We start from the raw sequence: 22,871 nt of genomic DNA, 5'->3' as shown, positions 1-22,871 counted from the left end.
ATCGCTCTAAAGCCGCTGGATTGTTCCGGCGGCTTTTGTTTTTCTCTAAGTAGGAAACCTTATCCACACGGATCGAACGGAAGCTCTTTGTTTAGCAAGAAATAATGTGTCACGATTTCATGCTTGCAAGATTGGGTGATATGGCCTCAACTATCTGAACAGGCTTGATGATTTTGACAGTAACCATTCACAACATGGATCTGCTTTCGTCATCTACTTGAATTAGCGGGGCGTTGGGCGCGGGATGAATTACATATTTGAACTATCCGTTTATCTTTCTTTTGTGACTTTCGCGGTCCTCGGCGTTGCCGTCTACTTCGTTGGTCGCTTTGCGCTTCACATTCTGTCCCATCATGCCAATCATGATATTCTGTCCATCCCGATTGGCGCTTTCATCAGCACCATAGCGACGGCATGGGCACTTTCATTGGGGTTTGTTGCCGCCGATATTTGGACGGCCAACTCAAAAGCTGATCAGGCAACGAGCGAAGAACGATCATCCATTTCGCGGCTGATTGGAGCCGCAAGCCCCGACATTCTGAATGCCCCAGTACTTGTGGCATCTCTTTCTGAATACCGCACTGCAGTCGTCAAAGACGAGTGGCTTGGAAACAGCAACATCGCGCCTGTGCATTCCGTTGAAATTGCATTGCAGAATATACGCCGCGAGATCGTGAAGCTTGCGAAGACTGACATTCCGTCGCCGATAATATCGCAGCTCGTGCATGACTTTGACGAATTGCAGGATGCCCGCAATACGCGCCTCTCTGTCGGCTCGACATCAGTTGACATGTATAAATGGTATCTGCTGTTTTCGCTGACGATCCTGACCATCATCACCATCGCAGCCACCCATGCAGACAGGGTAAGTGCTGGCGTCAAAGCCATGGTAATCTATTCGATCACGGCAGCATTTTGTCTTTGGATTCTCGCAATCCATGCCAATCCATATCAGGGAATAGAGCGGCTCGAACCGTCGCTTCTATTTACAAACCAGAAATCGAGCTGATCTTTCGAATGAAATCTCTTTCGATAGCCCTCACAGCGTTGACACTCTTCGTAGCCTTACCAACGGCCGAGGCCCAGACTTTCCGGGTCTGTCACGGCTACGAGTGCTACTACAAGACCAAGGTAACGCTATCCGATCAGGATCTACGCCGCATACAAAATCTCATGCGGCAAGGCGCGCAGTCTCCTGCCGCCGAACGCAAAGCTCTTCGAGCAGCAGTCGCTTTATTTGAACAGCGCAGTACAGCCGCCATCGGCGTTCGTGACAAGCCTCGCATGCAGTTTGGCAAGGCCCGCATCAAAGGGCAGATGGACTGCATTGATGAATCGACCAATACGGACAATTTCATCCGTTATCTGGATTCTCGCGGCTGGCTGAAACATCATGCTCCTGTGCGCAAAACCGCACGCGGCAGCTTTTTCGATGGGCGCTATCCTCATTGGACAGCGGTTATCCAAGCCAAGGATGGTGAGCGCTGGGCGGTTGACTCCTGGTACGAAGCAGGCGGCGGTCCGCCCGACATTATGCCGCTGGTAGATTGGAAGCGCCGCGGCTATGGCGGCGAAAGATAAATACAGATTGAGTGCAGTGGCAGCTTCACACCAAGCCATAAAACGAAGCGCTCATGATGATGAATGTGTAGGCCGTTTCACCTAGGGGGTTACCAATGGCTATTCTGAAGAAGTCCTTTGCAGCCGCGTGCACGAGCGCACTTGTCGCATTCAGCATGTTTGCTGCACCCGTCGCTGAAGCTTGCACACGGGTGGTTTATCTTGGAGCCAATGATCAGGTGATAACGGCGCGTTCCATGGATTGGAAGGTCGATGTCGGCACCAATCTCTGGATTTTCCCGCGCGGCATGGACCGCAATGGCGAGGCTGGGTCCAATTCCATCAATTGGACGTCCAAATATGGCAGCGTGATTTCCTCCGGCTACGATATTTCGACAACCGATGGGATGAACGAAGCCGGCCTCGTTGCCAATGTGCTTTGGCTGGTCGAATCCGAATATCCGAAATATGATGGAACCAGCCCTGGCCTTTCCATTGCAGCCTGGGCACAATATGTGCTCGATAACTTTGCCACCGTTGACGAAGCGGTCAAGGAACTCAGCACCAATCCATTCACGATCGTGACAGACAATGTGCCCGGCCAGGACCGGCTCGCGACCCTTCACCTGTCAATATCGGATGCGTCAGGCGATAGTGCGATCTTCGAATATATCGACGGAAAGCAGGTCATCCATCACAGCCGTGAATATCAGGTAATGACCAATTCCCCGACATTCGACGAACAGCTTGCGCTGCACTCTTATTGGTCGCAGATCGGTGGAACGGTCATGTTACCGGGTACGAACCGGGCATCTGATCGCTTCACACGTGCCGCCTTCTATGTGAATGCCGTACCAAAATCGGAAGAACCTGTTGAAGCGCTTGCGAGCGTTTTCGGCGTTATCCGTAACGCATCGGTTCCGTTCGGCATCACAACACCAGACGAGCCGAACATCTCGTCGACACGCTGGCGCACTGTTTCGGATCAAAAGCGTAAGCTCTATTTCTTTGAATCGGCTCTGACGCCTAACGTTTTCTGGGTCGATCTGAACACGGTAGACTTCTCTGCCGATAAGGGAAAAGTACAGAAGCTCGACCTTGGTCCCGATCAGCGAAATATTTTTTCCGGTGTTGTGAACAAGGATTTCAAGGACGCAAAACCTTTCAAATTCCTCGGGCTTTAAGCGCCATTCAGCAAAGCCTAAAACCGGCCTAGACCATTAAAAGCACTGATTCTGGCCAAAAAATCTGAAACCAATCGGCATCCCGCGCGTTAACTAGTCACAACAACCAGAACGGAGGAAATCCAATGGACTGGAATCGCGTAGAAGGCAATTGGAAGCAGGCTAAGGGTAAGGTCAAGGAACAGTGGGGTAAGCTCACCGATGATGATCTCGACCAGATTAATGGCCGACGCGAGCAGTTGGAAGGCATGATTCAGGAACGTTACGGCATCGCTAAGGACCGTGTAAAATCGGATATCGATGACTGGTACAAACACCAGCAGTGGCTTTCCTAACAAAAGCCCCGTAATCAGACCGACAGAATGAAGCCCTGCCCTATGGCGGGGCTTCATTTTTCCATGTTTGTTACGCTCAGCAGCGATCAACGCGCTGAAGCGATGCAGACAATCCCATCAGCGAAAATGTGTAACGGGTTTGCGTGCCACGTGCCGATGTGGCTTGCACATTGACAGTACGGCCAGACCGCATGGCGCTGACGATGCGTGCCTCATCACCGACGTTCTGCGCCCATGCCCGGTTTCCTTCGCTGAAGAAGGGAAACTGCGCTCCGTCAACCATTACCTTTACGGTGCTATCCGCTTTCAGATCATACCCCATCACAAGCTGCGGGCTATAGCTCGCACCCGACTTGGAAAGAATAATGAAATTATCGCCATGCCGAACGCCTGCCGGAAGAAAACTCGACGGCACGGTCAAAGCATAGCATTTGTTGCCGGGCAGCTGGGTGTTTTGATAAACGCCCCAATCCCTGAACTCACCAATATGACTCGTTTTAGCCGAAGCCGCGAGAGAACTCGCCACCAACCCTGCAAGCGCCAACGCAACAGTGGTTGTCTTTTTAGTCATTGCCTGAAACCTCCATAATGTCACCAATCACGTGGCATAAAAAATTGTTTCATTGCGTTACTATTTCCTTAACAGACTCCTAAAAACTTGTTGAACAGGAAAAAAGGTCGCGGCTGAATGAACTTCGCGCATGAAAAAGCGCGTCCGCTCGACATTTCAACGACAAATCGGACGAGCTGTGATCAACACTATTCAAATATTCTGAAACCGGGAATGCAGAGGTCGCAAACGCTGTTTCTGCGTGTTTTATCTTCACTAAGCACGTCAAGGACAAAGGCTTGATAGCCATCCATACCGACAGCAACGACAGAACAAACTTCTGGAAGAAATGGTGGGCCCGGAGGGACTCGAACCCCCAACCAAGCGGTTATGAGCCGCCGGCTCTAACCAATTGAGCTACAGGCCCCACGCAACACAGCACCTACCCTAAAGAAAGACGGGACACAAGCTGTCAATTGCACGAGTTGCCCTAATGCGCACATATTCGATTGTCATGCATGCAACTCAAGGCACGATTCATCGAACTTGAAGCGCTCGGTTGCAATTTAACTGCATTTCAAGTCAGATAACGTGGCGTTTTGCTTTAGAGGGAACTTAAATACATCAATGACAAAGCAGAAATGGCCTCTCATGGAGACTGCTTTGCACAAGCTACCTCAACATTCTCTACAGGAGATTTTATGAACAATCGCGCTACTACCCTTCTTGCTACCTCATTTTCGGCAATCATGCTCGCAGGCGCACTTTCTTTGCCAGCCGCAGCGCAGGAGAATCAGATGACGAAGCAGACCGCGCGTATTGCGGTGACCGGTGAAGGTAAGATGAACTCTGCGCCGGACATGGCCATTCTCAACCTTACCGTCTTGCGCGATGCCGAAACTGCACGCGAAGCAATGACAGCCAACAACGAAGCAATGGCCAAGGTGCTGGACGCGATGAAGAAGGCTGGAGTCGAGGAGCGCGACCTCCAGACGAGCGGCATCAACATTCAGCCACGCTACGTCTACCCAGACGACAAGAACGGCCTGAAAGAGCCTAAGATCAGTGGTTACAGCGTCTCCAACAGCCTGACCGTACGTGTGCGCGATCTGGACAAGGTCGGCAATGTACTCGATGAATCAGTGACACTCGGCGTCAATCAGGGTGGCGATCTCACCTTCGTCAATGACAATCCGGCAGCCACCATCAACGAAGCGCGCAAGCGCGCCGTAGCGGATGCAATTGCTAAGGCTAAGACACTTGCCGATGCAGCAGGCGTTGGCCTAGGTCGCGTTGTTGAAATCAACGAACAGAGCCGCGCGCCTATGCCGATGCCAATCGCGCGTCAGGCCAAGATGATGGCAGCCGCCGCACCTCAGGATTCGGTTCCTGTCGCTGCAGGTGAGAATAGCTACGATGTCTCAGTTAACGTCGTTTTCGAAATCAAGGAATAACGACAGCATAAAGGGGCGATCATTCGCCCCTTTATTTTGCCAGTCTTAGCTAACAAAAAAGCTAACCTGAGTTTTCAGGTTGGCTTTTATTCAATCCGGCTGCAATTAGCGGATAATAGGGCAACCGCGTACATTGGCGAACACAACGCCAGTTGGGCGGCCTTGGCGGAAGCCACGGACCTGAACCGATTTCCCGCGATAGACAACGCGTGCGTTACGGATACCCATGCGATGCGCCTTCATCTTTGCACCTTCAACCGAACAGGCCGGGCCGCGACGGGGCGGACGGGCATGATGGCGATTTCCGCGATAGTCAATATTTACCACAGGGGAATGCGCTGCAGTGCTGACCGCAGGAGTTGATGCAGGCGATGCAGCATTTGCTGAAGCACCAGCGGTGAAGACAGCAGCAAAGCCAATTGCCGTAGTGACAACGAACGACTTGAGCGAAATTGCGGACATCTTGAAACCCTTTCGAACTTTTGTCAGGTGATCCTCACCCGAGACATCCGATAAGTAGCGTAGCGAATATGAACGCAAAGCCAAGTTCACGTTCATACCGCATTCAGCTTGGTAAACACCGCTATACACCGCTGCAAAAGAACATGCGAAAAAATATTATAAAACAAGCACTTGGTAAAAAAGATTAGGTTGTTGGGAAATACTGACGGAAGAACATTAAACTTAATTAATGTCCCCAATAGCACCGATCTGATCCAATCAGATCGAAACGCGCTCTAAAGCATTTCCAGCAAAAGTGGGAACCGGTTTTGTGTTCGGAAATGCCTAAAAACAAATAGTTACAGCGGTTCCAACGATCTAATATTAACTGGAACCGCTGTAATCCAACGGAACCATGTGTTCGAGATATTCTTCTTCATCCGCCAATTCGTGATCAAACGCTGTCACCTTGCCACGAACGGAAACACCGGCTTCATAGATTGTGTCGGGTGAACCAGAAACGAGCGGGTGCCACCAATAAAGATCTGCACCTTCCGCAACAAGGCGATAAGCACAGGTTGCCGGCAGCCAGTTAACCTCATAGACAATTTCCGGCGTCAGAAACACGCAATCGGGCACAGTTTTGCGGCGGTTGGGATAGTCGCTGCACTTGCAGCTATGCGCGTCCAACAGCGTGCAGGCAACCGTTGTCCAGTAAACCTGCTCGGTATCGTCATCCAGCAATTTATGCAGGCAGCACTGACCACACCGGTCGCACAGGCTTTCCCACTCATTGCGAGTCATCTGCTCAAGTGATTTGGTTTGCCAAAAGGGTTTCTTATCCATGCCGCAGCATATAGAGCAATTACGAGCTTAGTGGCATGGGCAAATCGCCGCCCTTCGCTATTGAATGCTGAGTATTCTTGGGTTAAAGAACCCTCGTCATCCTTATGACCGTAAGCGTCTTACGTTAGGCAACGCATCAATTTAGCAGGGAACGGCTATCCATTTTTGATGTTTCGTTGCACGTTTCCCGCATAATATTCAGGAATACACATGTCTCAGTTTGAAGGCACTCGCTGCAGAAAACTGCCAGCGCGTTATGCATCTATTGTGATGCCTTTCATTCTCTCGATCATGATGACATTCGTCGTCTCACTGATCGCAACCACAAAAAACCTTGGCTTTAGCCATCCTGAGCTTGCATCAAGCTGGATGACCTCATGGGTTCTTTCATGGCTCATCGCCTTTCCGGTTCTGCTGGCTATTTTGCCAGTCGTCCGAAAAATGGTCGGCTTCATCTGCCACCCGCACTGACAAATCAAAATAAAAAGCCGCGCATTTTTGATGCGCGGCTTTTTCAATTTTGTTGCTGACGGCTTAGCGGAAAATGGCTTCGCCCTGCTCATCGACGATCTGGCGGCCCTTGTTCAGAGAAATGCTCGCAGCATCTTCGATACCGGGGCAACGATCTGCGCGAACAAAGCGGTGTTCTTTCAGCTCGCCGTTGATCGTCTTGGAAATCACACCACAGACCTGATACTGTCCACCTTCGCTATAAGGCGTCGCGATAATCAGAAATTCCTTGTACTCCAGACGCCCAGCTTCTTTTGGCGTTGCTGGAGTTTCTTCGGTGGAACCACCACCGAAAAGACGCTTCAAAAAGGACATGTCGCTCCCTCTCTTTTTATTTAAGAACATCGCCCGAAACCGTTTCCGGCTCCGGGCGACATGCTTTAGCTATCAAGGAACGAACGCAGCTTGCGCGAACGGCTCGGATGCTTGAGCTTGCGCAGCGCCTTCGCTTCAATCTGACGAATACGTTCGCGTGTTACCGAGAACTGCTGACCGACTTCTTCAAGTGTGTGGTCAGTGTTCATGCCGATACCGAAACGCATGCGCAGTACGCGTTCTTCACGCGGCGTAAGCGATGCCAGAACACGGGTCGTCGTATCGCGAAGGTTTGCCTGAATGGCTGCATCGATTGGAAGAAGCGCGTTCTTGTCTTCGATGAAATCGCCGAGATGTGAATCTTCTTCATCACCCACTGGCGTTTCGAGCGAGATCGGCTCTTTCGCAATCTTCAAAACCTTGCGCACTTTTTCAAGCGGCATGGCCAGCTTTTCTGCCAGTTCTTCCGGCGTAGGCTCACGACCGATTTCATGCAGCATCTGGCGTGATGTACGAACGATCTTGTTGATCGTTTCGATCATGTGCACCGGAATACGGATGGTACGGGCCTGGTCAGCAATCGAACGTGTGATTGCCTGACGAATCCACCATGTCGCATAGGTCGAGAACTTGTAACCACGGCGATATTCAAACTTATCAACCGCCTTCATCAGGCCGATATTGCCTTCCTGAATAAGATCGAGGAACTGAAGGCCACGATTGGTGTACTTCTTGGCAATCGAGATAACGAGACGAAGGTTGGCTTCTACCATTTCCTTCTTGGCGATGGTTGCTTCGCGTTCGCCCTTCTGAACCTGATTGACGATACGGCGGAATTCGCCGATCGAAATCGCAGTTTCAGTGGCCAGCATCTGAATTTCCGAACGCAGACGATCAATCGCACGTTCTTCCTTGGCTGCAAATTCCTTCCAGCCACGCGCCGACAGAGTGCTGACGCGGTCGACCCATTTCGGATCCAGTTCGTGGCCCTGATATTCCTTCAGGAACTCTTCGCGACGGACGCCGAAGGATTCAGCAAGACGCAACAGCTTACCTTCGTTCTGGACGAGACGCTTGTTGATGTCATAAAGCTGCTCAACCAGCTGCTCAATACGGTTCTGGTTCAGCGACAGCGACTTCACAGCCTTGATCAGCTGATCTTTCAGTTCCTTGTAGCGGCGCTCCTGGCTCGAAGACAGATCGGCAGTTGCAGCCAGACGGCTTTCAACCTGCTGATCCTGCAACTTACGCAGCTTGCGGTACGTGTCAGCGATAAGATCAAGCGTTTCCATAACCTGCGGGCGCAGCTCGGCTTCCATAGCCGCCAACGACAGGTTGGCTTCGTCCTCGTCTTCCTCTTCTTCTTCCGCAGGCATATCGCCGCCGACATTGGTAATGTCGTCGTCGTCACGCGAACGGCGCACAGACTTGTCGTCGCGTGGCTTTTCTTCTTCCACACGTTCAACAATTGGTGCCTGCTTGGCTTCTGGGCCAGCATAAGTGGTTTCGAGATCAATGATTTCACGCAGCAGAATGTTGGATTCATTCAGCTGTTCACGCCAGATAATAATGGCCTGAAAGGTCAGCGGGCTTTCACAAAGCCCGGCAATCATCGTTTCGCGACCGGCTTCGATACGCTTTGCGATGGCGATTTCGCCCTCGCGCGACAGAAGCTCGACGGAACCCATTTCACGCAAATACATGCGCACAGGATCATCCGTACGATCAGTCGGTTCTTTCTTAGTCGTGGTAGCGGCAACAGCAGTGCCGGTCGTCTCGACCAGATCGCCGCCTTCTTCCGTATCATCATCGTTGCTGTCGTCGCGATCAGCTTCCTGCTCGTCGTCTTCAACCACGTTGATACCCATGTCCGATAGCATGGACATGGTGTCTTCGATCTGCTCAGATGTCACTTCTTCGGAAGGCAGCACGGCATTCAGCTCGTCCATAGTGACGTAGCCGCGCTTCTTCGCAAGCTTGATCATCTTCTTGACAGCATCGTCAGAAAGGTCGAGAAGCGGCCCGTCGGTCGCACCTTCGCGCTCGACTTCGGCTTCTTCGTTTTCCTTAGCCTTCGTTGCCATATTGCTCGTCTCCAGGCGACACCGGTCGCGTCTAAGATATATAGAGTGGTCAAACGGTTTTGCGAGAGCGCCGTTTAACTGTTGATTCTGCGAATAGCTGATTTCGTGTTAATGCCGAATTAACCGTGCCGTCATTAACCGATCCTGCCGTCTCCAAATTCTTGTGGGTAGATCCGGGATCAATGGTCGCCTTTAAGGCCCGCCCGGTCTTTGACTGTTGCCCATCAAGGCTAATTTCAGGAGTCCACTTAAGGAACGTTTATCAATATCAGTTCTTTAATCCTTGCTCGAACTGTCGTGATTCCGTCATTTCTGGCCCACGTCAAGAGCGACTCACCTGATTCGGGTCTAAAAAGCGAATCATTTATTGTCGCGGCGCGTTCTCACGCCTTTAAGCCGCTAAAGATTCACGAAACCCACCATTTCCGGCAGTTTCGAGTCCTTAAGCGATTCAAAGTGATTCGGGCACCATGAGTGCCTCACTTGAGTGCGGTTACGAACCGCCGGATGCGCGTCCTGAGGAAAGTCCAAAACCGTCGATAAGGGCTTCGGTAGCTTCTGCCTGAGCGATCTGTTTTTGAATATCAATAAGCCGTGCGAAAATTTCGCCCGTTTCATCGCTATCAAGCGATGCTTCAACAGCGCGCAGTTCCCTATGTAGGGTGCGCGCGCGCTGATGCAAGTGAAGCGCCTGCTTTAATGCTTCGCGGACGTCATCTTCCGCTGCTTGCGACGTGGCCGTCCATTCCCGCGTGCGTCGGACAACAGCTTCCAGCGTTTCGATCAGTTCGCCATGTCCGGCTGCGACCAGCGCCTTGCGCATCGCGAAACCATCGTCGACATGATCCGATGCCAGAACGTCGAGCATCGCCAGATGCAGAACCTTCAAAGCGTCATGCTCGAGATCGAGCGCCGCCATTGTTTCAAAGTCTTCTTCGATCAGGCGCGGATGATTGAGCAACATCAACACAATTGCAGTTTCACGCAGAGGCGCATTACGGCCTTTGACCATATTGGACCGTGTCAGGCTGTCCGAAAAAGCCAGACGCCCGCCAACTGCGTTACCGTTGCGACCACCAGCCTGCGGACCACGGCCCTTGCCTTTGTCGCGATTAAACGCATTTCCGCCATTATTTTGCCGCCTCTGCCCGAAAAATGCCTGCGCTCTGTCACGCATTTCCTGACTATAATGGCGTCGAATGTCCTCATTTGCGATGCGAGTGGTGATTTCACGCAAGCGCGCTTCCAGTTCCGCACGGCGTTCAGGCGTATCAAATACTCCCGCTGCCGTTTCGCGTGTCCAGATCATGTCAACCAGCGGCCTGGCATCACGCAAAACAGAATAAAAAGCTGATGGGCCTTCAGCCTTAACCAGATCGTCCGGGTCTTGTCCTTCGGGAAGCATCGCAAAGCGCAAGGATTTTCCCGGCTGCAAAGTGGGCAGTCCAAGATCGGCAGCACGATGTGCCGCACGAACACCTGCTCCATCACCATCAAAACACAGGATCGGCTCGGGGCTGATGCGCCACAACAGTTCAAGCTGCTCTTCAGTCAGCGCCGTTCCAAGTGGAGCCACCGCCTGATGAATGCCCGCCTGCGCCAGAGCAATCACATCCATATAACCTTCAACCGCGATAATGGGCTTGGCTGGCTCGCCACCCTGCGGCTGGCAGGCTTTACGTGCACGAAGGCCATTATAAAGCACGCGACCTTTATGGAAGAGCTCAGTTTCCGGGGAATTCAGATATTTCGCAGGCGCATCAGCGGAAAGCGCACGCCCCCCGAAAGCGATGATACGTCCACGCAAATCCTCGATTGGAAACATGATGCGATCACGGAAGCGATCATAGGAAACAGCGATGCCCTCGCCATGAACGACAAGACCGCAAGCCTCGATCTGCTCTTTCGAAATGCCTTTGGCTGCCAGAAATTCCTTGAGCGCATTGCGCGATTCCGGACCATAGCCGATGCGGAATGTCTGTTGCGTCGCACTCGAAAGACCGCGATCGCGCAAATAAGCGCGCGCCTTCGCGCCCGACGCACTTTGTAGCTGGCTTTCAAAAAACTGCGCCGCAAGCTCCATCACATCATAGAGCGTCGCACGCTGCGCTTCGCGCTTTTCCATTTCCGGATCACGCGCCGGCATCGGCACCCCGGCCATATCGGCAACACGCTCGACGGCTTCGGGAAAACTCGCACCTTCCAGATCAGTCAGGAACTTGAAATGATCACCCGTCACCCCACAACCAAAGCAGTGATAACGACCCTTACGGTCCTCACAGTGAAAGCTTGGGGTCTTCTCACCATGAAACGGGCAACAGCCCCAGAAATCGCCTTTTGGCGGGTTGCTCTTCTTACGGTCAAACGAAACGCGCGTTCCGATCAGCGTCGAGATCGGCACGCGATCTCTGATCTCATCAAGAAAGGATGGCGGAAAACGCATTACGATTGTCACTTTCGGGTCAGATAAGCATTACCAGCAAAACTGTGAAACGACTTTGCGTAGGATAATGCGTAAAAAATAATTACAGCGGCTTCAACGATTCAGTCGCAACTGGAACCGCTGTAACCATGGTATCCAGTCGAATATATATAGGCGTGCGCAGACACACAGTCCATCACACACAAGCGGCCCTCCCCGCTAATCACATGCTGAACGCCTCTGAATTACAATGATTGCATACAGTCGCACTGTTCATAAAACTGTCATATAGTTGTCACATTACAATTGCGACGCTTGATTTCAGAGCATTTCCGGCCCATATTTCCGACGAATATGGTTAGCCGGAACATATTTTTTCTTTATTTGTTGCGTAAGCTTAACCCAATCGAGATCCAATTCTCCTCACACCCCGAAAGGATTTTTCCGTGAACGGTTCTCTGGTCCTTTTGCATCTTGCCGGTGCAGTCGCGCTCCTATTATGGGCGACGCGCATGGTGCGAACGGGCGTGGAGCGTGCCTATGGCGATCGTTTGCGACGCCGCCTGCGCAATCAGATGCAGAACCCACTGCTTTCGATAGCATTTGGCCTTATTCTGGCTATCGCCTTACAGAGCTCGACAGCTGTGACGCTACTGGTCGGCTCCTTTGTCGGCTCGGGTATCGTCAGTGGCGTTGCAGGTCTGATGGCCGTGCGCGGCGGTGAACTCGGTTCGGCGCTCGTTGTGAAAATCCTGAGCTACGATCTGACATTGCTGGTTCCACTATGCCTCGTTTCAGGCACAGCCATTTTCATGACGACAGAGCGACGTGACTGGCGACAAATCGGGCGCATTCTTGTCGGCATCGGTTTGCTCATCATGTCACTGGAAATGACAGGACAGGCGACAGAGCCACTGCGTCAGAGCGAGCTTCTGCCCGTCATCGTGGATTATCTCTCCAGCGATCCCGTGACCGCCTATCTGCTGGCAGCCTTGATGACCTGGCTGTTTCATTCAAGCATCGCGGGTGTCATCCTGCTGACTACTTTTGCATCGCGCGGACTGATCACGCCGGAACTTGCTGTGGTCATGGTGCTTGGCGTCAATCTTGGTTCGTCAATCATCGCGCCGATCCTGACCCGCAACGCACCACCCGAAACCCGAGTCGTACCGCTCGGCAATCTTTTGATGCGCGGCGCTGGCTCGCTACTCATGCTGATCCTGTTTGAGACGTTTAAGCCGTCGATTGGCTTCCTTGGTGGCGACCCTGTTTCACAAGTGGTCAACGCCCACATTCTGTTCAACGTTATCGTCATGGTCGCAGGCATTCCATTGTCTGGACTGGTGCTCCGTGCGACTGAAGCGTTGGTTCATCTCAATTCAGACAAGAACGCACCCGCCCAGCCGCTTGAAGTCGAAGAGTACAGTGCTCTTGATAATGCCGTTCTTGATCGTCCTTCACAGGCGCTCGCCAATGCAACGCGCGAAGTTGTTGGCGTTTGCGATACAATTGAAGTCATGTTGCGCCGGATTATCGATCTCTACGAAAAGCCGGATCAGGCGCGCATCAACGAACTGGCAAGCCTCGACGACCGGGTCGACAAGAAACATGCTGCCATCAAGCTTTATCTCACCAAGCTCGCAAGCAAAGACCTCGACGAGTTTGAAGCTTTGCGGATGCAGGAACTGATGGGCGCATGTGTGAAGCTCGAACAGGTTGGCGATATCATCGTGCGAAACATGCTCGCGCATGTGCAGAAGAAGATGGATCACAATCTCGAATTCACCGAAGAGGGCTGGAAGGAACTGAGCCATTTCCACGCCATGGTGCTTGCCAACGCCCACATGGCGTTCAATGTCATCGTCTCGCGTGATGGGCGGACTGCCCGCCTGCTCGTGCAGGAGAAAGACAATCTGCGCGATCTGGAAAAGCAGACGAGCATGCGTCACTTCTCGCGGCTGCGCGAGGGGTCAACCCGAAGCATCGAGACAAGCACCATCCATCTCGATACCATTCGCGATTTGAAGCAGATCAATTCGCTGCTCGCATCAATGGCCTATCCAGTCCTTGAAGAACAAGGATTGCTCGGCTCGACACGATTGAAAACAGCGAAGCAGAATTAGAGCGCCGTGCGCCTTCTTGGGCGCACAAAGGTCGCTCTAATTCTCTATATTTACAGCATAATTCTATCTTAAACTGATTCAAGTTTAAGGAATTATGCTGTAAAAAAGCCCCGCTTCGGCGGGGCTTTTTCATTGAAAACTTAGACGCTTCTACTGAAGAAGCGTTTTCACCAGCGCGCTGGCCTTGGTGAAATCCATCTGACCAGCATAGCGCTCTTTAAGAGCTGCCATCACCTTGCCCATGTCTCGCAAACCTTGTGCACCGATCTCGGTGATTGTGTCCACGCAGGCTTTTTTGATTTCATCATCGCTCATCTGCACAGGCAAAAAGTCATTGATGATAACAATTTCTGCACGCTCGCCTTCGGCAAGCTCAATACGGTTGCCTTCTTCATAAATGCGCGCAGATTCTTCGCGCTGCTTGACCATCTTGCCCAATATGCCGAGCAACTCCTCATCACCGACCGGGTCCTTGCCAGCGCCACGATTGGCAATATCACGGTCCTTCACCGCAGCCATGATCAGACGCAATGTCGATAGGCGCAGCTTATCCTGAGCCTTCATAGCCTGCGTGAGTGCCTGAGAAATCTCCTGGCGAAGCATACGTCTCTCCTGACGGTGTTAGCGCATATCGCCAAAAAGCAAAAAACTCGCTTTTCCAATGACGTCATGCGTAATAATGAAAAATCAGAGCCCTTGTATCCAGAACCGGGCCCATAAAGCAATCACACGCCTAATCCGACCTGTCAGAACAACCATCATAGAAAGAATGAGGCATTACTCTCACAATTTCCTGAAAAGCTTGCGTTCAAACGATTGACCACGCGCTCAAGTTTCTCTATTGCTCGAGGCTTAGCAGGACATCGGCATGTGCTCGCGGCGGGAAGTTTAATCCCCGCTGCTTTTTGGCGCATATATGGCCCCATAAACTCCATTTTTCAAGCTGTCTGACATCGGGCGGCTGAAACACGGATACATGCCGCATGACTGATAACGTAGAACGCGCGCCAGACGGCAAGCGCGAAACCTGACAGGAGTGCACGCCATGACCGAAGCCACATCGAAGACAGCACCCTGGACGACTGCAAAGCGAACCGCCGTTCTTGTGCTTGCTGATGGCACAGTGATTGAAGGCAAGGGTCTTGGCGCAACTGGCGCAATTGAAGCCGAAGTGGTCTTCAACACCGCCCTCACCGGCTATCAGGAAATTCTGACTGATCCATCCTATGCAGGACAGATCGTTACTTTCACTTTTCCGCATATCGGCAATGTAGGCACCAATGCAGAAGACGTGGAAGACCTCACACCTGCCAACCGTCACGGTGCTGTGGGCGCAATTTTCAAAGCCGACATCACCAACCCATCCAATTTCCGCGCTTCGGAAAATCTCGATGCATGGCTGAAGAACCGCGGCGTCATCGCGCTGGCTGACATCGACACGCGCGCCCTCACCTCGCTTATCCGTGAGCGTGGCGCGCAGAATGCGGTCATCGCCCATGATCCGGACGGCAAGTTCGACATCGATGCGCTCAAGGCCCGCGCTGCAAACTGGAGCGGCCTTGAAAATCTCGACCTGGCAAAAGATGTCACCATTGGCCAAAGCCTTACTTGGGACCAGACACCGTGGGCGCTGGAAGACGGCTATGGCGAACAGTCAGCCACGCAATATCATGTTGTCGCGCTCGACTTCGGTGTGAAGCGCAACATTCTGCGTCTGCTGTCAGGCCTTGGTGCCAAGGTCACTGTATTGCCAGCCACAGCCACGGCAGAGGATGTTCTCGCCTATAATCCAGACGGCATCTTCCTTTCCAATGGCCCCGGCGATCCGGCAGCAACCGGCGAATATGCCGTGCCAACGATCCAGAAGCTCGTAGACAGCGAATTGCCAGTTTTCGGCATCTGCCTCGGTCATCAGATGCTGGCATTGGCGCTCGGTGCCAAGACTGAAAAGATGCATCAGGGCCATCATGGCGCAAACCATCCGGTCAAGGACTACACCACCGGTAAGGTAGAAATCGTATCGATGAACCATGGCTTTGCGGTCGATTCCGACAGCCTGCCTGAGCATGTCGAGGAAACACATGTTTCGCTGTTTGACGGCACCAATTGCGGTCTACGCGTTATCGGCAAGCCGATCTTTTCGGTACAGCATCACCCGGAAGCTTCTCCTGGCCCACAGGACAGCCATTACCTCTTCCGCCGGTTCATCAATCTGATCCGCGAAAAGAAGGGCGAAGCTCTTCTGCCAGAACGCGACCAGGCAGCGTGAACCGCAATCTGAATAAAGCGAATTAGAGCGCCGTGCGCCCTTTTGGGCGCACAAAGGTCGCACTAACACGCTATATTTACAGCAAAAGTGCGAAGCGGTTTTGAGTGGGATATTGCGCAAAAACGAATAGATGGAGCAGCTCCAAAGATTCATTCTTAACTGGAGCCGCTCTAACTCTTTGTCTATAAATGAAAAGGCCGGAGCTGATGCTCCGGCCTTTTTTTTATCGCTAAAGCGCTCAGATACCAGTGGCCCTAAACGATGCAGCCGGACGCACTCTTGCCACAACAATGACAAATGCGAGGAAGATCAGCCCAGCCCCAACGGCATAAGGCATTCCGGCAAAGACGAACGGTGCATTCGTTCCCGTAAAAATGCTGAACAGCTGCGTGAAGATGAGCGGACCTATAATAGTCGTTATGCTCGAAACACTTGTCAGCGCCCCCTGCAATTCACCTTGAGCAGAAGGCGGCACCTTGCCTGCAGCAATACTGCGCAATGGCGGGTCGGCCAGACCTTCCAGTGCAGTCAGAAAGATGACCGCATACACCATCCATCCCTGCCACGCGATTGCGTAACCAATCATGCCAAAGCATGAAAACAGCACGCCGGTAATTGCTGTGCGCCGTTCGCCAAGGACTGGCAGGACCCTTGGAAGCACGAGCGCCATGACAATTGCCGCGCCAATGCCAAAAAGGCCAAGCGACAAACCGATCTGCGCTTCACTCCAGTTGTAGCGATAGGCGCCCACGAATGCCCAGACCGATGGATAAACCGCATGGGCAAGCCAGAACAGAAAGAACACCAATATTACCCAGCCGATGCCTGGATAGGTCTGCATCTGTTTAAGCGCACCTAGCGGATTGGCGCGGGCGATCTGGAACGTGCGTCTGTTTTCCTGTGACAATGTTTCAGGCAACAGGAAATAGGCCAGAATGAAATTGACGAACGACAGAAATGCCGCCCCGTAAAACGGTATACGTGGGCCAAATTCGCCAAGTAATCCGCCCAGAACCGGCCCAAGTGCAAAACCTACCCCGAAGGCAATGCCGATAAGACCAAAATTGCGTGCACGATTACTGTCATCGCTGACATCGGCAATATAGGCGGACGCGGTAGCAAAACTGGCACCACTGATACCTGCCAGCACACGACCGATGAACAGCATCCAATAAGTGGTTGCGAGTGCACAAATCAGATTATCAATCGCAAAGGTGAAGATCGAAGCCAGCAACACCGGGCGCCGACCAAAGCGATCACTGAGATTACCGATCATCGGTGCAAACAGAAATTGCATTGCCGCATAGACCAGCAACAACCAGCCGCCATCAACGGCGGCCGTACTGATATCCGCTCCAGTGAGTTCTTCAAGATAAGTCGGTAGAACCGGCATAATGATTGCAATGCCGATAATATCGAGAAAAAGAGTCATAAAGACGAGTAACAAGCCCCGCCGCACAAACTGGGGATTATGCATGGAACACCTGAAATGCACATGCGGACAAGCCGCAACAAAGCATAATAATTTGATTGTTGGAAAGAATCGCGCGCAATCGCCGCTCAAAACTGAGCGTCACGAATGGCTGACAAAAAGGGCCGCGCTGCCGTTAAATTTTACAGGGAAAATTATTCCACAGCAAGCCCGATGCTCGGTAAAATTATTGCGGGCCGTCGCCTATCGCCCATATAAAAAGGCGGCCTAAGCCGCCTCTCAGTCCTATCATAAGAACCAGTTAGATATCACCGCTGAATGTATCGCAGGATTCAATCTTTCCGCTTTCAAAACCACGCCGGAACCATTTGGCACGCTGTGCCGATGTGCCGTGGTTGAAGCTTTCAGGTACAACATAGCCCTGACTTCTCTTTTGCAGCGTATCGTCGCCAATCTGGTGGGCGGCATTGATTGCTTCTTCGAGGTCGCCTGCTTCCAGAATACCCTTCTGATCCGTGTAATAGCCCCATACACCTGCAAAGCAGTCTGCCTGCAACTCAACACGCACCGACATCTGGTTAGCCTGTGCTGGGCTCATCTGCTGACGCATCTGATTGAAGCGCGGAAGAATACCGAGCAAGTTCTGAACGTGATGCCCCACTTCATGCGAAATCACATAGGCATTGGCAAAGTCGCCGGATGCACCAAACTTATTGGCCAGTTCATTGAAGAAAGTCAGATCAAGATAAAGCTTGCGGTCACCGGGGCAATAAAACGGACCAGATGCCGAAGAGGCCATACCGCAGGCTGAACGCACGCCATCGGAGAACAGGACCATTGTTGGTGGCGTATAAGTCTGCCCGCGCGACTGGAAAATGCCGCTCCAGACATCTTCTGTTTCGGCCAAAACAGTGCGTGCAAACTGTGTCGCCTCATCATTGGCAACCGTGCCACCTTCAGCCGCAGTACGGCCACTGCTCTGCTGGGTCTGAGTGGAGTTGATACTGCCATCACCGAATAGAAGCGGTAGTGGATCAATGCCAAACGCACGCAACACAAAGAACATCACGACGAGAATGAGAATCCCGGAAATACCGCCGCCGCGAACGATGCGAAAACCCGGCCCACCCATTCCGCCGCCACCGCGACCAAAACCACCACCGAGGCCACCGCTTTGCTGGCCCCGTACATCTTCCACATTGTCGCTTTGTCTACGGCCTTGCCAACGCATTGACCAACTCCCCTTCACCGTGCCGTCTCAGACAAAGACAGCAGCAATCTATTGCATGCAATTGTCGCACAAACAGTTGGCACAGCAACATAAAAAGTAAATGGCAACTCCAATCACAAACAAAGACATGGCCGCAACATAAGAAGCGACTAAAGCATGTCGCGCTCAAATGGATTCACTTACCGTTCGCGAACATGCGACAATTGAAAGAATCCAGAGCGAGCGCCGTGGATGGGATTAAGCGCAACACGCCCTAGAGGTTGCAAATCGGAGCCTTGATCGAGAATTTTCGTGAATGCTCGCATTTTCTTTGAAATAAGCACAATTGTGGGGTTCCGCTTTGCACCATCATTGCCTATAAGGCCCACTTAGCCCACAGAATATACTTCTGCCAACCCGCCGGAAAACCGTGCGGGCTTTTCTGGCAGGCTAAAAGCATGTCTCTCAAAAGTGGGAACCGGTTTTGAGGCCAAGATATGCGCTAACACTAATAAGCAGGATATGCCCATGCCGAAACGTACAGATATCAAATCGATCCTGATTATCGGCGCGGGCCCCATTGTTATCGGCCAGGCATGCGAGTTCGATTATTCGGGCACGCAGGCTTGTAAGGCGCTCAAAGAGGAAGGCTATCGCATCATCCTCGTCAACTCCAATCCGGCAACGATCATGACCGATCCGGATCTGGCAGATGCGACTTATATCGAACCGATCACTCCGGAAGTTGTTGCCAAGATCATTGCCAAGGAACGCCCTGACGCGCTCCTGCCGACGATGGGCGGACAGACCGCACTCAACACCGCGCTTTCGCTGCGCCGCATGGGTGTGCTTGAACGCTATAATGTCGAGATGATTGGCGCGCATGCCGAAGCTATCGACAAGGCAGAAGATCGTGCGCTCTTCCGCGAAGCCATGGAAAAGATTGGCCTCGACACACCGACCTCGATGCTCGCCAACGCGACCGAGATCAAGGAAGAAGATCGCAAGCGCCACGAAACCAAGCGCAACGAAGTCAAAGCGCAATATTCCGGTGATGATCTCGACAAGGCACTCGACAAGCTGGAAACCGAATGGCAGCTCGGCGAAGTTGAGCGCAAGCAGCGTTACATGAGCCATGCGCTCGCCAAAGCCGCACAGGCCATGGACGTTGTTGGCCTGCCAGCCATCATTCGCCCGAGCTTCACGCTCGGCGGCACAGGCGGTGGCATTGCCTATAACCGCCAGGAATTCTTCGAAATCATCGAACGCGGCCTCGACGCGTCGCCAACCACCGAAGTTCTGATCGAAGAATCGGTTCTCGGCTGGAAGGAATATGAAATGGAAGTCGTCCGCGACAAGGCGGACAACTGCATTATCATCTGCTCGATTGAAAACCTCGATCCAATGGGCGTGCATACGGGCGACAGTATCACGGTCGCACCTGCGCTGACGCTGACCGACAAAGAATACCAGATCATGCGTAACGCCTCGATTGCGGTGCTGCGCGAGATCGGCGTTGAAACTGGCGGCTCCAACGTTCAGTTCGCGATTAACCCAGCCAATGGCCGTATGATCGTGATTGAAATGAACCCGCGCGTATCGCGCTCCTCGGCGCTTGCATCGAAAGCCACCGGCTTCCCGATTGCAAAGGTCGCAGCCAAGCTTGCAGTCGGCTACACACTCGACGAACTCGACAATGACATCACCGGCGGCGCAACACCCGCATCGTTCGAACCGTCGATCGACTACGTCGTCACCAAGATCCCACGCTTTGCGTTTGAAAAATTCCCTGGTTCCTCGCCGATCCTGACCACTGCCATGAAATCGGTCGGTGAAGTCATGGCCATTGGCCGTACTTTCCAGGAAAGCTTGCAGAAAGCGCTGCGCGGTCTGGAAACAGGCCTGACGGGTCTTGATGAAATCGCCATTCCAAACATTGAGGAAGGCGACGAGAAGAACGCGATCCGCGCCGCAATCGGCACGCCAACGCCAGACCGTCTGCGCATGGTCGCACAGGCAATGCGCCTCGGCCTCAGCACCGAGCAGGTGCATGATGTCTCCAAAATCGATCCATGGTTCCTTGAACAGATCGAAGGCATCGTCAACACAGAAGCCCGTATCCGCGAACATGGTCTGCCGCAGGATGCCGAAAACCTGCGCATGCTTAAAGCCATGGGCTTCTCCGATGCGCGTCTTGCAGGACTGATCGGCAAGGATGCAGAAGATGTCGCAAAGCTGCGTAATCAGCTCGACGTGCATCCGGTCTATAAGCGCATTGATACCTGCGCAGCCGAATTCGCATCGCCAACCGCATACATGTACTCGACCTATGAAACGCCTTTCGTCGGTCAGCCGCGTTCGGAAGCCGAAGTATCGGATCGCAAGAAGGTCGTCATTCTCGGCGGCGGTCCAAACCGTATCGGTCAGGGCATCGAGTTCGACTATTGTTGCTGCCATGCGGCTTTCGCGCTCAACGATGCTGACTATGAAGCCATCATGATCAACTGCAACCCGGAAACGGTTTCAACAGATTATGACACGTCCGATCGCCTCTATTTCGAGCCATTGACGGCAGAAGACGTACTTGAAATCCTGCGCGTTGAGCAGGAGAAAGGTACGCTACATGGCGTCATCGTTCAATTCGGTGGCCAGACACCGCTCAAGCTTGCCAATGCGCTGGAAAAGGCTGGCATTCCGATCCTCGGAACGTCACCTGACGCTATCGATCTTGCTGAAGACCGTGACCGCTTCCAAAAGCTGCTGATCAAGCTCGGCCTTAACCAGCCAAAGAACGGCATTGCCTATTCGGTTGAGCAGGCGCGCCTGATCGTTGCTGATCTGGGCTTCCCGCTGGTTGTCCGCCCGTCTTATGTTCTTGGTGGTCGTGCCATGCAGATCATCCATGACGAGCGTGGCTTGCAGACATATCTGCTCGACACGGTTCCTGAGCTGGTGCCTGAAGACATCAAGGCGAAATATCCAAACGACAAGACCGGCCAGATCAACACGCTGCTGGGCAAAAACCCGCTTCTGTTCGATACCTATCTGACACAGGCCATCGAAGTGGATGTCGACTGCCTCTGCGATGGCAAGGACAGCTATGTTTCCGGCATCATGGAACACATCGAAGAAGCAGGCATTCACTCCGGTGACAGCGCCTGTTCGCTGCCAGTTCATACGCTTTCACCTGAGATCGTGACAGAGCTTGAACGCCAAACGGCATTGCTTGCCAAGGCATTGAATGTCGGTGGCCTGATGAACGTTCAGTTTGCTATCAAGGATGGTGAAATCTTCATCCTCGAAGTCAACCCTCGCGCATCGCGTACCGTGCCTTTCGTTGCCAAGACCGTTGGAACGCCAATTGCCAAGGTTGCGGCCCGTATCATGGCAGGCGAAAGCCTCGAAGACGCGCTCAATGCCTATGGCGGCAAGCCGCAGCCGACCGCACGTCCGCATATCGCGGTCAAGGAAGCCGTGTTCCCATTCGCCCGCTTCCCCGGCGTTGATACACTGCTCGGACCAGAAATGCGTTCAACTGGCGAAGTCATGGGCCTTGATTACGACTACGCGCTTGCCTTCGCCAAGGCGCAGCTCGGTGCAGGCGTTGAACTGCCACGCGAAGGCACGGTTTTCGTGTCGGTTCGTGACGAAGACAAGGAACGCGTGCTTGGTGCCGTGCGCAAACTGGTCAGCATCGGCTTCAAGGTCATGGCGACCGGCGGAACACAACAGTTCCTCGAAGCAAATGGCGTAGAATCGACCAAGATCAACAAGGTCATCGAAGGTCGCCCGCATGTGGAAGATGCGATCCGCAACCGCCAGATCCATCTGGTCTTCAACACGACCGACAGCGCAAGTGCAGTCTCCGACTCCAAGTCGATCCGCCGCGCAACGCTGATGCAGAAACTGCCTTACTACACGACAATGGCCGGTGCTGAAGCAGCCGCTGAAGCCATTGCGGCGCTTAAGGCAGGATCGCTGGAAGTTCGTCCGCTTCAGGATTACTTCCGTAATTAAAGCATTTGAGGTAAAAAAGCGAAGCGGTTTTGCGTTGGATAATACGTAAAAACAAATAGTTACACGGGAATGAAAAAGGCCGCAGATGAAAATCTGCGGCCTTTTTGCTTTGTTGATTT

The 22,871-nt window shown here is 52.7% G+C and carries 19 protein-coding genes and 1 tRNA gene; 10 read left to right on the top strand and 10 right to left on the bottom strand.

Going from position 1 to position 22,871, the window contains the following annotated elements; genetic code table 11:
* The first annotated feature begins 244 nt into the window (after nt 1–244).
* The 4 genes from OIV19_RS12455 (at nt 245) to OIV19_RS12440 (ending at nt 3,079) form a co-directional block, all read left to right on the top strand.
* Nucleotides 245–1,009 carry a bestrophin-like domain gene (locus OIV19_RS12455; RefSeq protein WP_264231837.1) on the top strand — a complete coding sequence of 255 codons (765 nt, stop codon included), beginning with the start codon at nt 245–247 and terminating at the stop codon, nt 1,007–1,009.
* A gap of 8 nt (nt 1,010–1,017) precedes the next feature.
* Entirely contained in the window at nt 1,018–1,581 is a 564-nt protein-coding gene (locus OIV19_RS12450) for a hypothetical protein (RefSeq protein WP_264231836.1), read from the top strand.
* 95 nt (nt 1,582–1,676) lie between these two features.
* Entirely contained in the window at nt 1,677–2,744 is a 1,068-nt protein-coding gene (locus OIV19_RS12445) for a linear amide C-N hydrolase (RefSeq protein WP_264231835.1), read from the top strand.
* A gap of 125 nt (nt 2,745–2,869) precedes the next feature.
* On the top strand, nt 2,870–3,079 hold the full coding sequence (locus OIV19_RS12440) for a CsbD family protein (protein WP_264231834.1): 210 nt from the start codon (nt 2,870–2,872) through the stop codon (nt 3,077–3,079).
* Nucleotides 3,080–3,155: 76 nt separating this feature from the next.
* On the opposite strand, the gene OIV19_RS12435 is transcribed toward OIV19_RS12440, so the two are convergent.
* Together OIV19_RS12435 and OIV19_RS12430 are read right to left on the bottom strand one after the other, a co-directional pair.
* Entirely contained in the window at nt 3,156–3,650 is a 495-nt protein-coding gene (locus OIV19_RS12435; protein WP_095447003.1) for an invasion associated locus B family protein, read from the bottom strand.
* Nucleotides 3,651–3,979: 329 nt separating this feature from the next.
* Nucleotides 3,980–4,056: transfer RNA gene (locus OIV19_RS12430), tRNA-Ile, on the bottom strand.
* Nucleotides 4,057–4,330: 274 nt separating this feature from the next.
* On the opposite strand from OIV19_RS12430, the gene OIV19_RS12425 reads away from it, so the two are divergent.
* Nucleotides 4,331–5,083, top strand: a complete 753-nt coding sequence (locus tag OIV19_RS12425; RefSeq protein ID WP_095447054.1) for an SIMPL domain-containing protein — start codon at nt 4,331–4,333, stop codon at nt 5,081–5,083.
* A gap of 105 nt (nt 5,084–5,188) precedes the next feature.
* Here the strand turns inward: OIV19_RS12425 and OIV19_RS12420 are convergent, their stop codons facing one another.
* Nucleotides 5,189–5,545 carry an antifreeze protein gene (locus OIV19_RS12420; protein ID WP_095447934.1) on the bottom strand — a complete coding sequence of 119 codons (357 nt, stop codon included), beginning with the start codon at nt 5,543–5,545 and terminating at the stop codon, nt 5,189–5,191.
* Nucleotides 5,546–5,908: 363 nt separating this feature from the next.
* Nucleotides 5,909–6,370 (bottom strand): YcgN family cysteine cluster protein, encoded by a 462-nt coding sequence (locus OIV19_RS12415; RefSeq protein WP_264231833.1) that lies wholly within the window; start codon nt 6,368–6,370, stop codon nt 5,909–5,911.
* A gap of 210 nt (nt 6,371–6,580) precedes the next feature.
* Between OIV19_RS12415 and OIV19_RS12410 the strand changes: the two genes are divergently transcribed.
* Nucleotides 6,581–6,841, top strand: a complete 261-nt coding sequence (locus OIV19_RS12410) for a DUF2798 domain-containing protein (protein WP_264231832.1) — start codon at nt 6,581–6,583, stop codon at nt 6,839–6,841.
* Between the two features lie 63 nt (nt 6,842–6,904).
* Here the strand turns inward: OIV19_RS12410 and OIV19_RS12405 are convergent, their stop codons facing one another.
* From OIV19_RS12405 to dnaG, 3 genes are all read right to left on the bottom strand, one after another.
* The gene (locus tag OIV19_RS12405) at nt 6,905–7,195 is read right to left on the bottom strand and encodes an HlyU family transcriptional regulator (protein ID WP_264231831.1); all 291 of its coding nucleotides are present in this window, start codon (nt 7,193–7,195) and stop codon (nt 6,905–6,907) included.
* 65 nt (nt 7,196–7,260) lie between these two features.
* The gene (rpoD, locus tag OIV19_RS12400) at nt 7,261–9,279 is read right to left on the bottom strand and encodes an RNA polymerase sigma factor RpoD (RefSeq protein ID WP_151094950.1); all 2,019 of its coding nucleotides are present in this window, start codon (nt 9,277–9,279) and stop codon (nt 7,261–7,263) included.
* Between the two features lie 493 nt (nt 9,280–9,772).
* Nucleotides 9,773–11,722: a DNA primase gene (gene dnaG, locus OIV19_RS12395; RefSeq protein WP_264231830.1), complete on the bottom strand. Its 1,950-nt coding sequence runs from the start codon at nt 11,720–11,722 to the stop codon at nt 9,773–9,775.
* 425 nt (nt 11,723–12,147) lie between these two features.
* On the opposite strand from dnaG, the gene OIV19_RS12390 reads away from it, so the two are divergent.
* The gene (locus OIV19_RS12390; protein ID WP_095447060.1) at nt 12,148–13,824 is read left to right on the top strand and encodes a Na/Pi cotransporter family protein; all 1,677 of its coding nucleotides are present in this window, start codon (nt 12,148–12,150) and stop codon (nt 13,822–13,824) included.
* A gap of 150 nt (nt 13,825–13,974) precedes the next feature.
* Here the strand turns inward: OIV19_RS12390 and OIV19_RS12385 are convergent, their stop codons facing one another.
* A complete protein-coding gene (locus tag OIV19_RS12385; protein WP_264231829.1) occupies nt 13,975–14,427 on the bottom strand; it encodes a GatB/YqeY domain-containing protein in 453 nt (150 codons plus the stop codon).
* A gap of 442 nt (nt 14,428–14,869) precedes the next feature.
* Here OIV19_RS12385 and carA point away from each other — a divergent pair, with 442 nt between their 5' ends.
* Entirely contained in the window at nt 14,870–16,093 is a 1,224-nt protein-coding gene (gene carA, locus OIV19_RS12380; RefSeq protein ID WP_264231828.1) for a glutamine-hydrolyzing carbamoyl-phosphate synthase small subunit, read from the top strand.
* Between the two features lie 238 nt (nt 16,094–16,331).
* Here carA and OIV19_RS12375 read toward each other — a convergent pair whose 3' ends face one another.
* Nucleotides 16,332–17,570, bottom strand: coding sequence for a TCR/Tet family MFS transporter (locus tag OIV19_RS12375; protein WP_264231827.1), 1,239 nt, complete (start codon nt 17,568–17,570; stop codon nt 16,332–16,334).
* On the opposite strand from OIV19_RS12375, the gene OIV19_RS12370 reads away from it, so the two are divergent.
* Entirely contained in the window at nt 17,569–17,796 is a 228-nt protein-coding gene (locus OIV19_RS12370) for a hypothetical protein (RefSeq protein WP_191793712.1), read from the top strand. The two genes, OIV19_RS12375 and OIV19_RS12370, sit on opposite strands and share 2 nt — an antisense overlap.
* Nucleotides 17,797–17,826: 30 nt before the next feature.
* On the opposite strand, the gene ypfJ is transcribed toward OIV19_RS12370, so the two are convergent.
* Complete coding sequence (gene ypfJ, locus OIV19_RS12365; protein WP_095447064.1) at nt 17,827–18,756, bottom strand: KPN_02809 family neutral zinc metallopeptidase; 930 nt, start codon at nt 18,754–18,756, stop codon at nt 17,827–17,829.
* Between the two features lie 507 nt (nt 18,757–19,263).
* Here ypfJ and carB point away from each other — a divergent pair.
* Nucleotides 19,264–22,752 (top strand): carbamoyl-phosphate synthase large subunit, encoded by a 3,489-nt coding sequence (gene carB, locus OIV19_RS12360; protein WP_095447065.1) that lies wholly within the window; start codon nt 19,264–19,266, stop codon nt 22,750–22,752.
* The last annotated feature ends 119 nt before the right edge of the window (nt 22,753–22,871 follow it).

Origin of the sequence: Brucella sp. HL-2 (genome assembly GCF_025846885.2) — a bacterium.
Classification (GTDB): domain Bacteria; phylum Pseudomonadota; class Alphaproteobacteria; order Rhizobiales; family Rhizobiaceae; genus Brucella; species Brucella quorumnocens.
The sequence above is the reverse complement of the archived record's forward strand: the minus strand, read 5'-3'. Positions and strand labels throughout refer to the sequence as shown.

Excerpts from the sequence above, each read along its gene's own strand:
- OIV19_RS12425 (WP_095447054.1), top strand. The coding sequence starts at position 4,331 with ATGAACAATCGCGCTACTACCCTTCTTGCTACCTCATTTTCGGCAATC.
- ypfJ (WP_095447064.1), bottom strand. The coding sequence starts at position 18,756 with ATGCGTTGGCAAGGCCGTAGACAAAGCGACAATGTGGAAGATGTACGG.
- OIV19_RS12370 (WP_191793712.1), top strand. The coding sequence starts at position 17,569 with ATGGAACACCTGAAATGCACATGCGGACAAGCCGCAACAAAGCATAAT.
- OIV19_RS12405 (WP_264231831.1), bottom strand. The coding sequence starts at position 7,195 with ATGTCCTTTTTGAAGCGTCTTTTCGGTGGTGGTTCCACCGAAGAAACT.
- OIV19_RS12445 (WP_264231835.1), top strand. The coding sequence starts at position 1,677 with ATGGCTATTCTGAAGAAGTCCTTTGCAGCCGCGTGCACGAGCGCACTT.
- OIV19_RS12435 (WP_095447003.1), bottom strand. The coding sequence starts at position 3,650 with ATGACTAAAAAGACAACCACTGTTGCGTTGGCGCTTGCAGGGTTGGTG.
- OIV19_RS12410 (WP_264231832.1), top strand. The coding sequence starts at position 6,581 with ATGTCTCAGTTTGAAGGCACTCGCTGCAGAAAACTGCCAGCGCGTTAT.
- OIV19_RS12385 (WP_264231829.1), bottom strand. The coding sequence starts at position 14,427 with ATGCTTCGCCAGGAGATTTCTCAGGCACTCACGCAGGCTATGAAGGCT.
- OIV19_RS12450 (WP_264231836.1), top strand. The coding sequence starts at position 1,018 with ATGAAATCTCTTTCGATAGCCCTCACAGCGTTGACACTCTTCGTAGCC.
- OIV19_RS12440 (WP_264231834.1), top strand. The coding sequence starts at position 2,870 with ATGGACTGGAATCGCGTAGAAGGCAATTGGAAGCAGGCTAAGGGTAAG.
- rpoD (WP_151094950.1), bottom strand. The coding sequence starts at position 9,279 with ATGGCAACGAAGGCTAAGGAAAACGAAGAAGCCGAAGTCGAGCGCGAA.
- carA (WP_264231828.1), top strand. The coding sequence starts at position 14,870 with ATGACCGAAGCCACATCGAAGACAGCACCCTGGACGACTGCAAAGCGA.
- carB (WP_095447065.1), top strand. The coding sequence starts at position 19,264 with ATGCCGAAACGTACAGATATCAAATCGATCCTGATTATCGGCGCGGGC.
- OIV19_RS12415 (WP_264231833.1), bottom strand. The coding sequence starts at position 6,370 with ATGGATAAGAAACCCTTTTGGCAAACCAAATCACTTGAGCAGATGACT.
- dnaG (WP_264231830.1), bottom strand. The coding sequence starts at position 11,722 with ATGCGTTTTCCGCCATCCTTTCTTGATGAGATCAGAGATCGCGTGCCG.
- OIV19_RS12455 (WP_264231837.1), top strand. The coding sequence starts at position 245 with ATGAATTACATATTTGAACTATCCGTTTATCTTTCTTTTGTGACTTTC.
- OIV19_RS12420 (WP_095447934.1), bottom strand. The coding sequence starts at position 5,545 with ATGTCCGCAATTTCGCTCAAGTCGTTCGTTGTCACTACGGCAATTGGC.
- OIV19_RS12375 (WP_264231827.1), bottom strand. The coding sequence starts at position 17,570 with ATGCATAATCCCCAGTTTGTGCGGCGGGGCTTGTTACTCGTCTTTATG.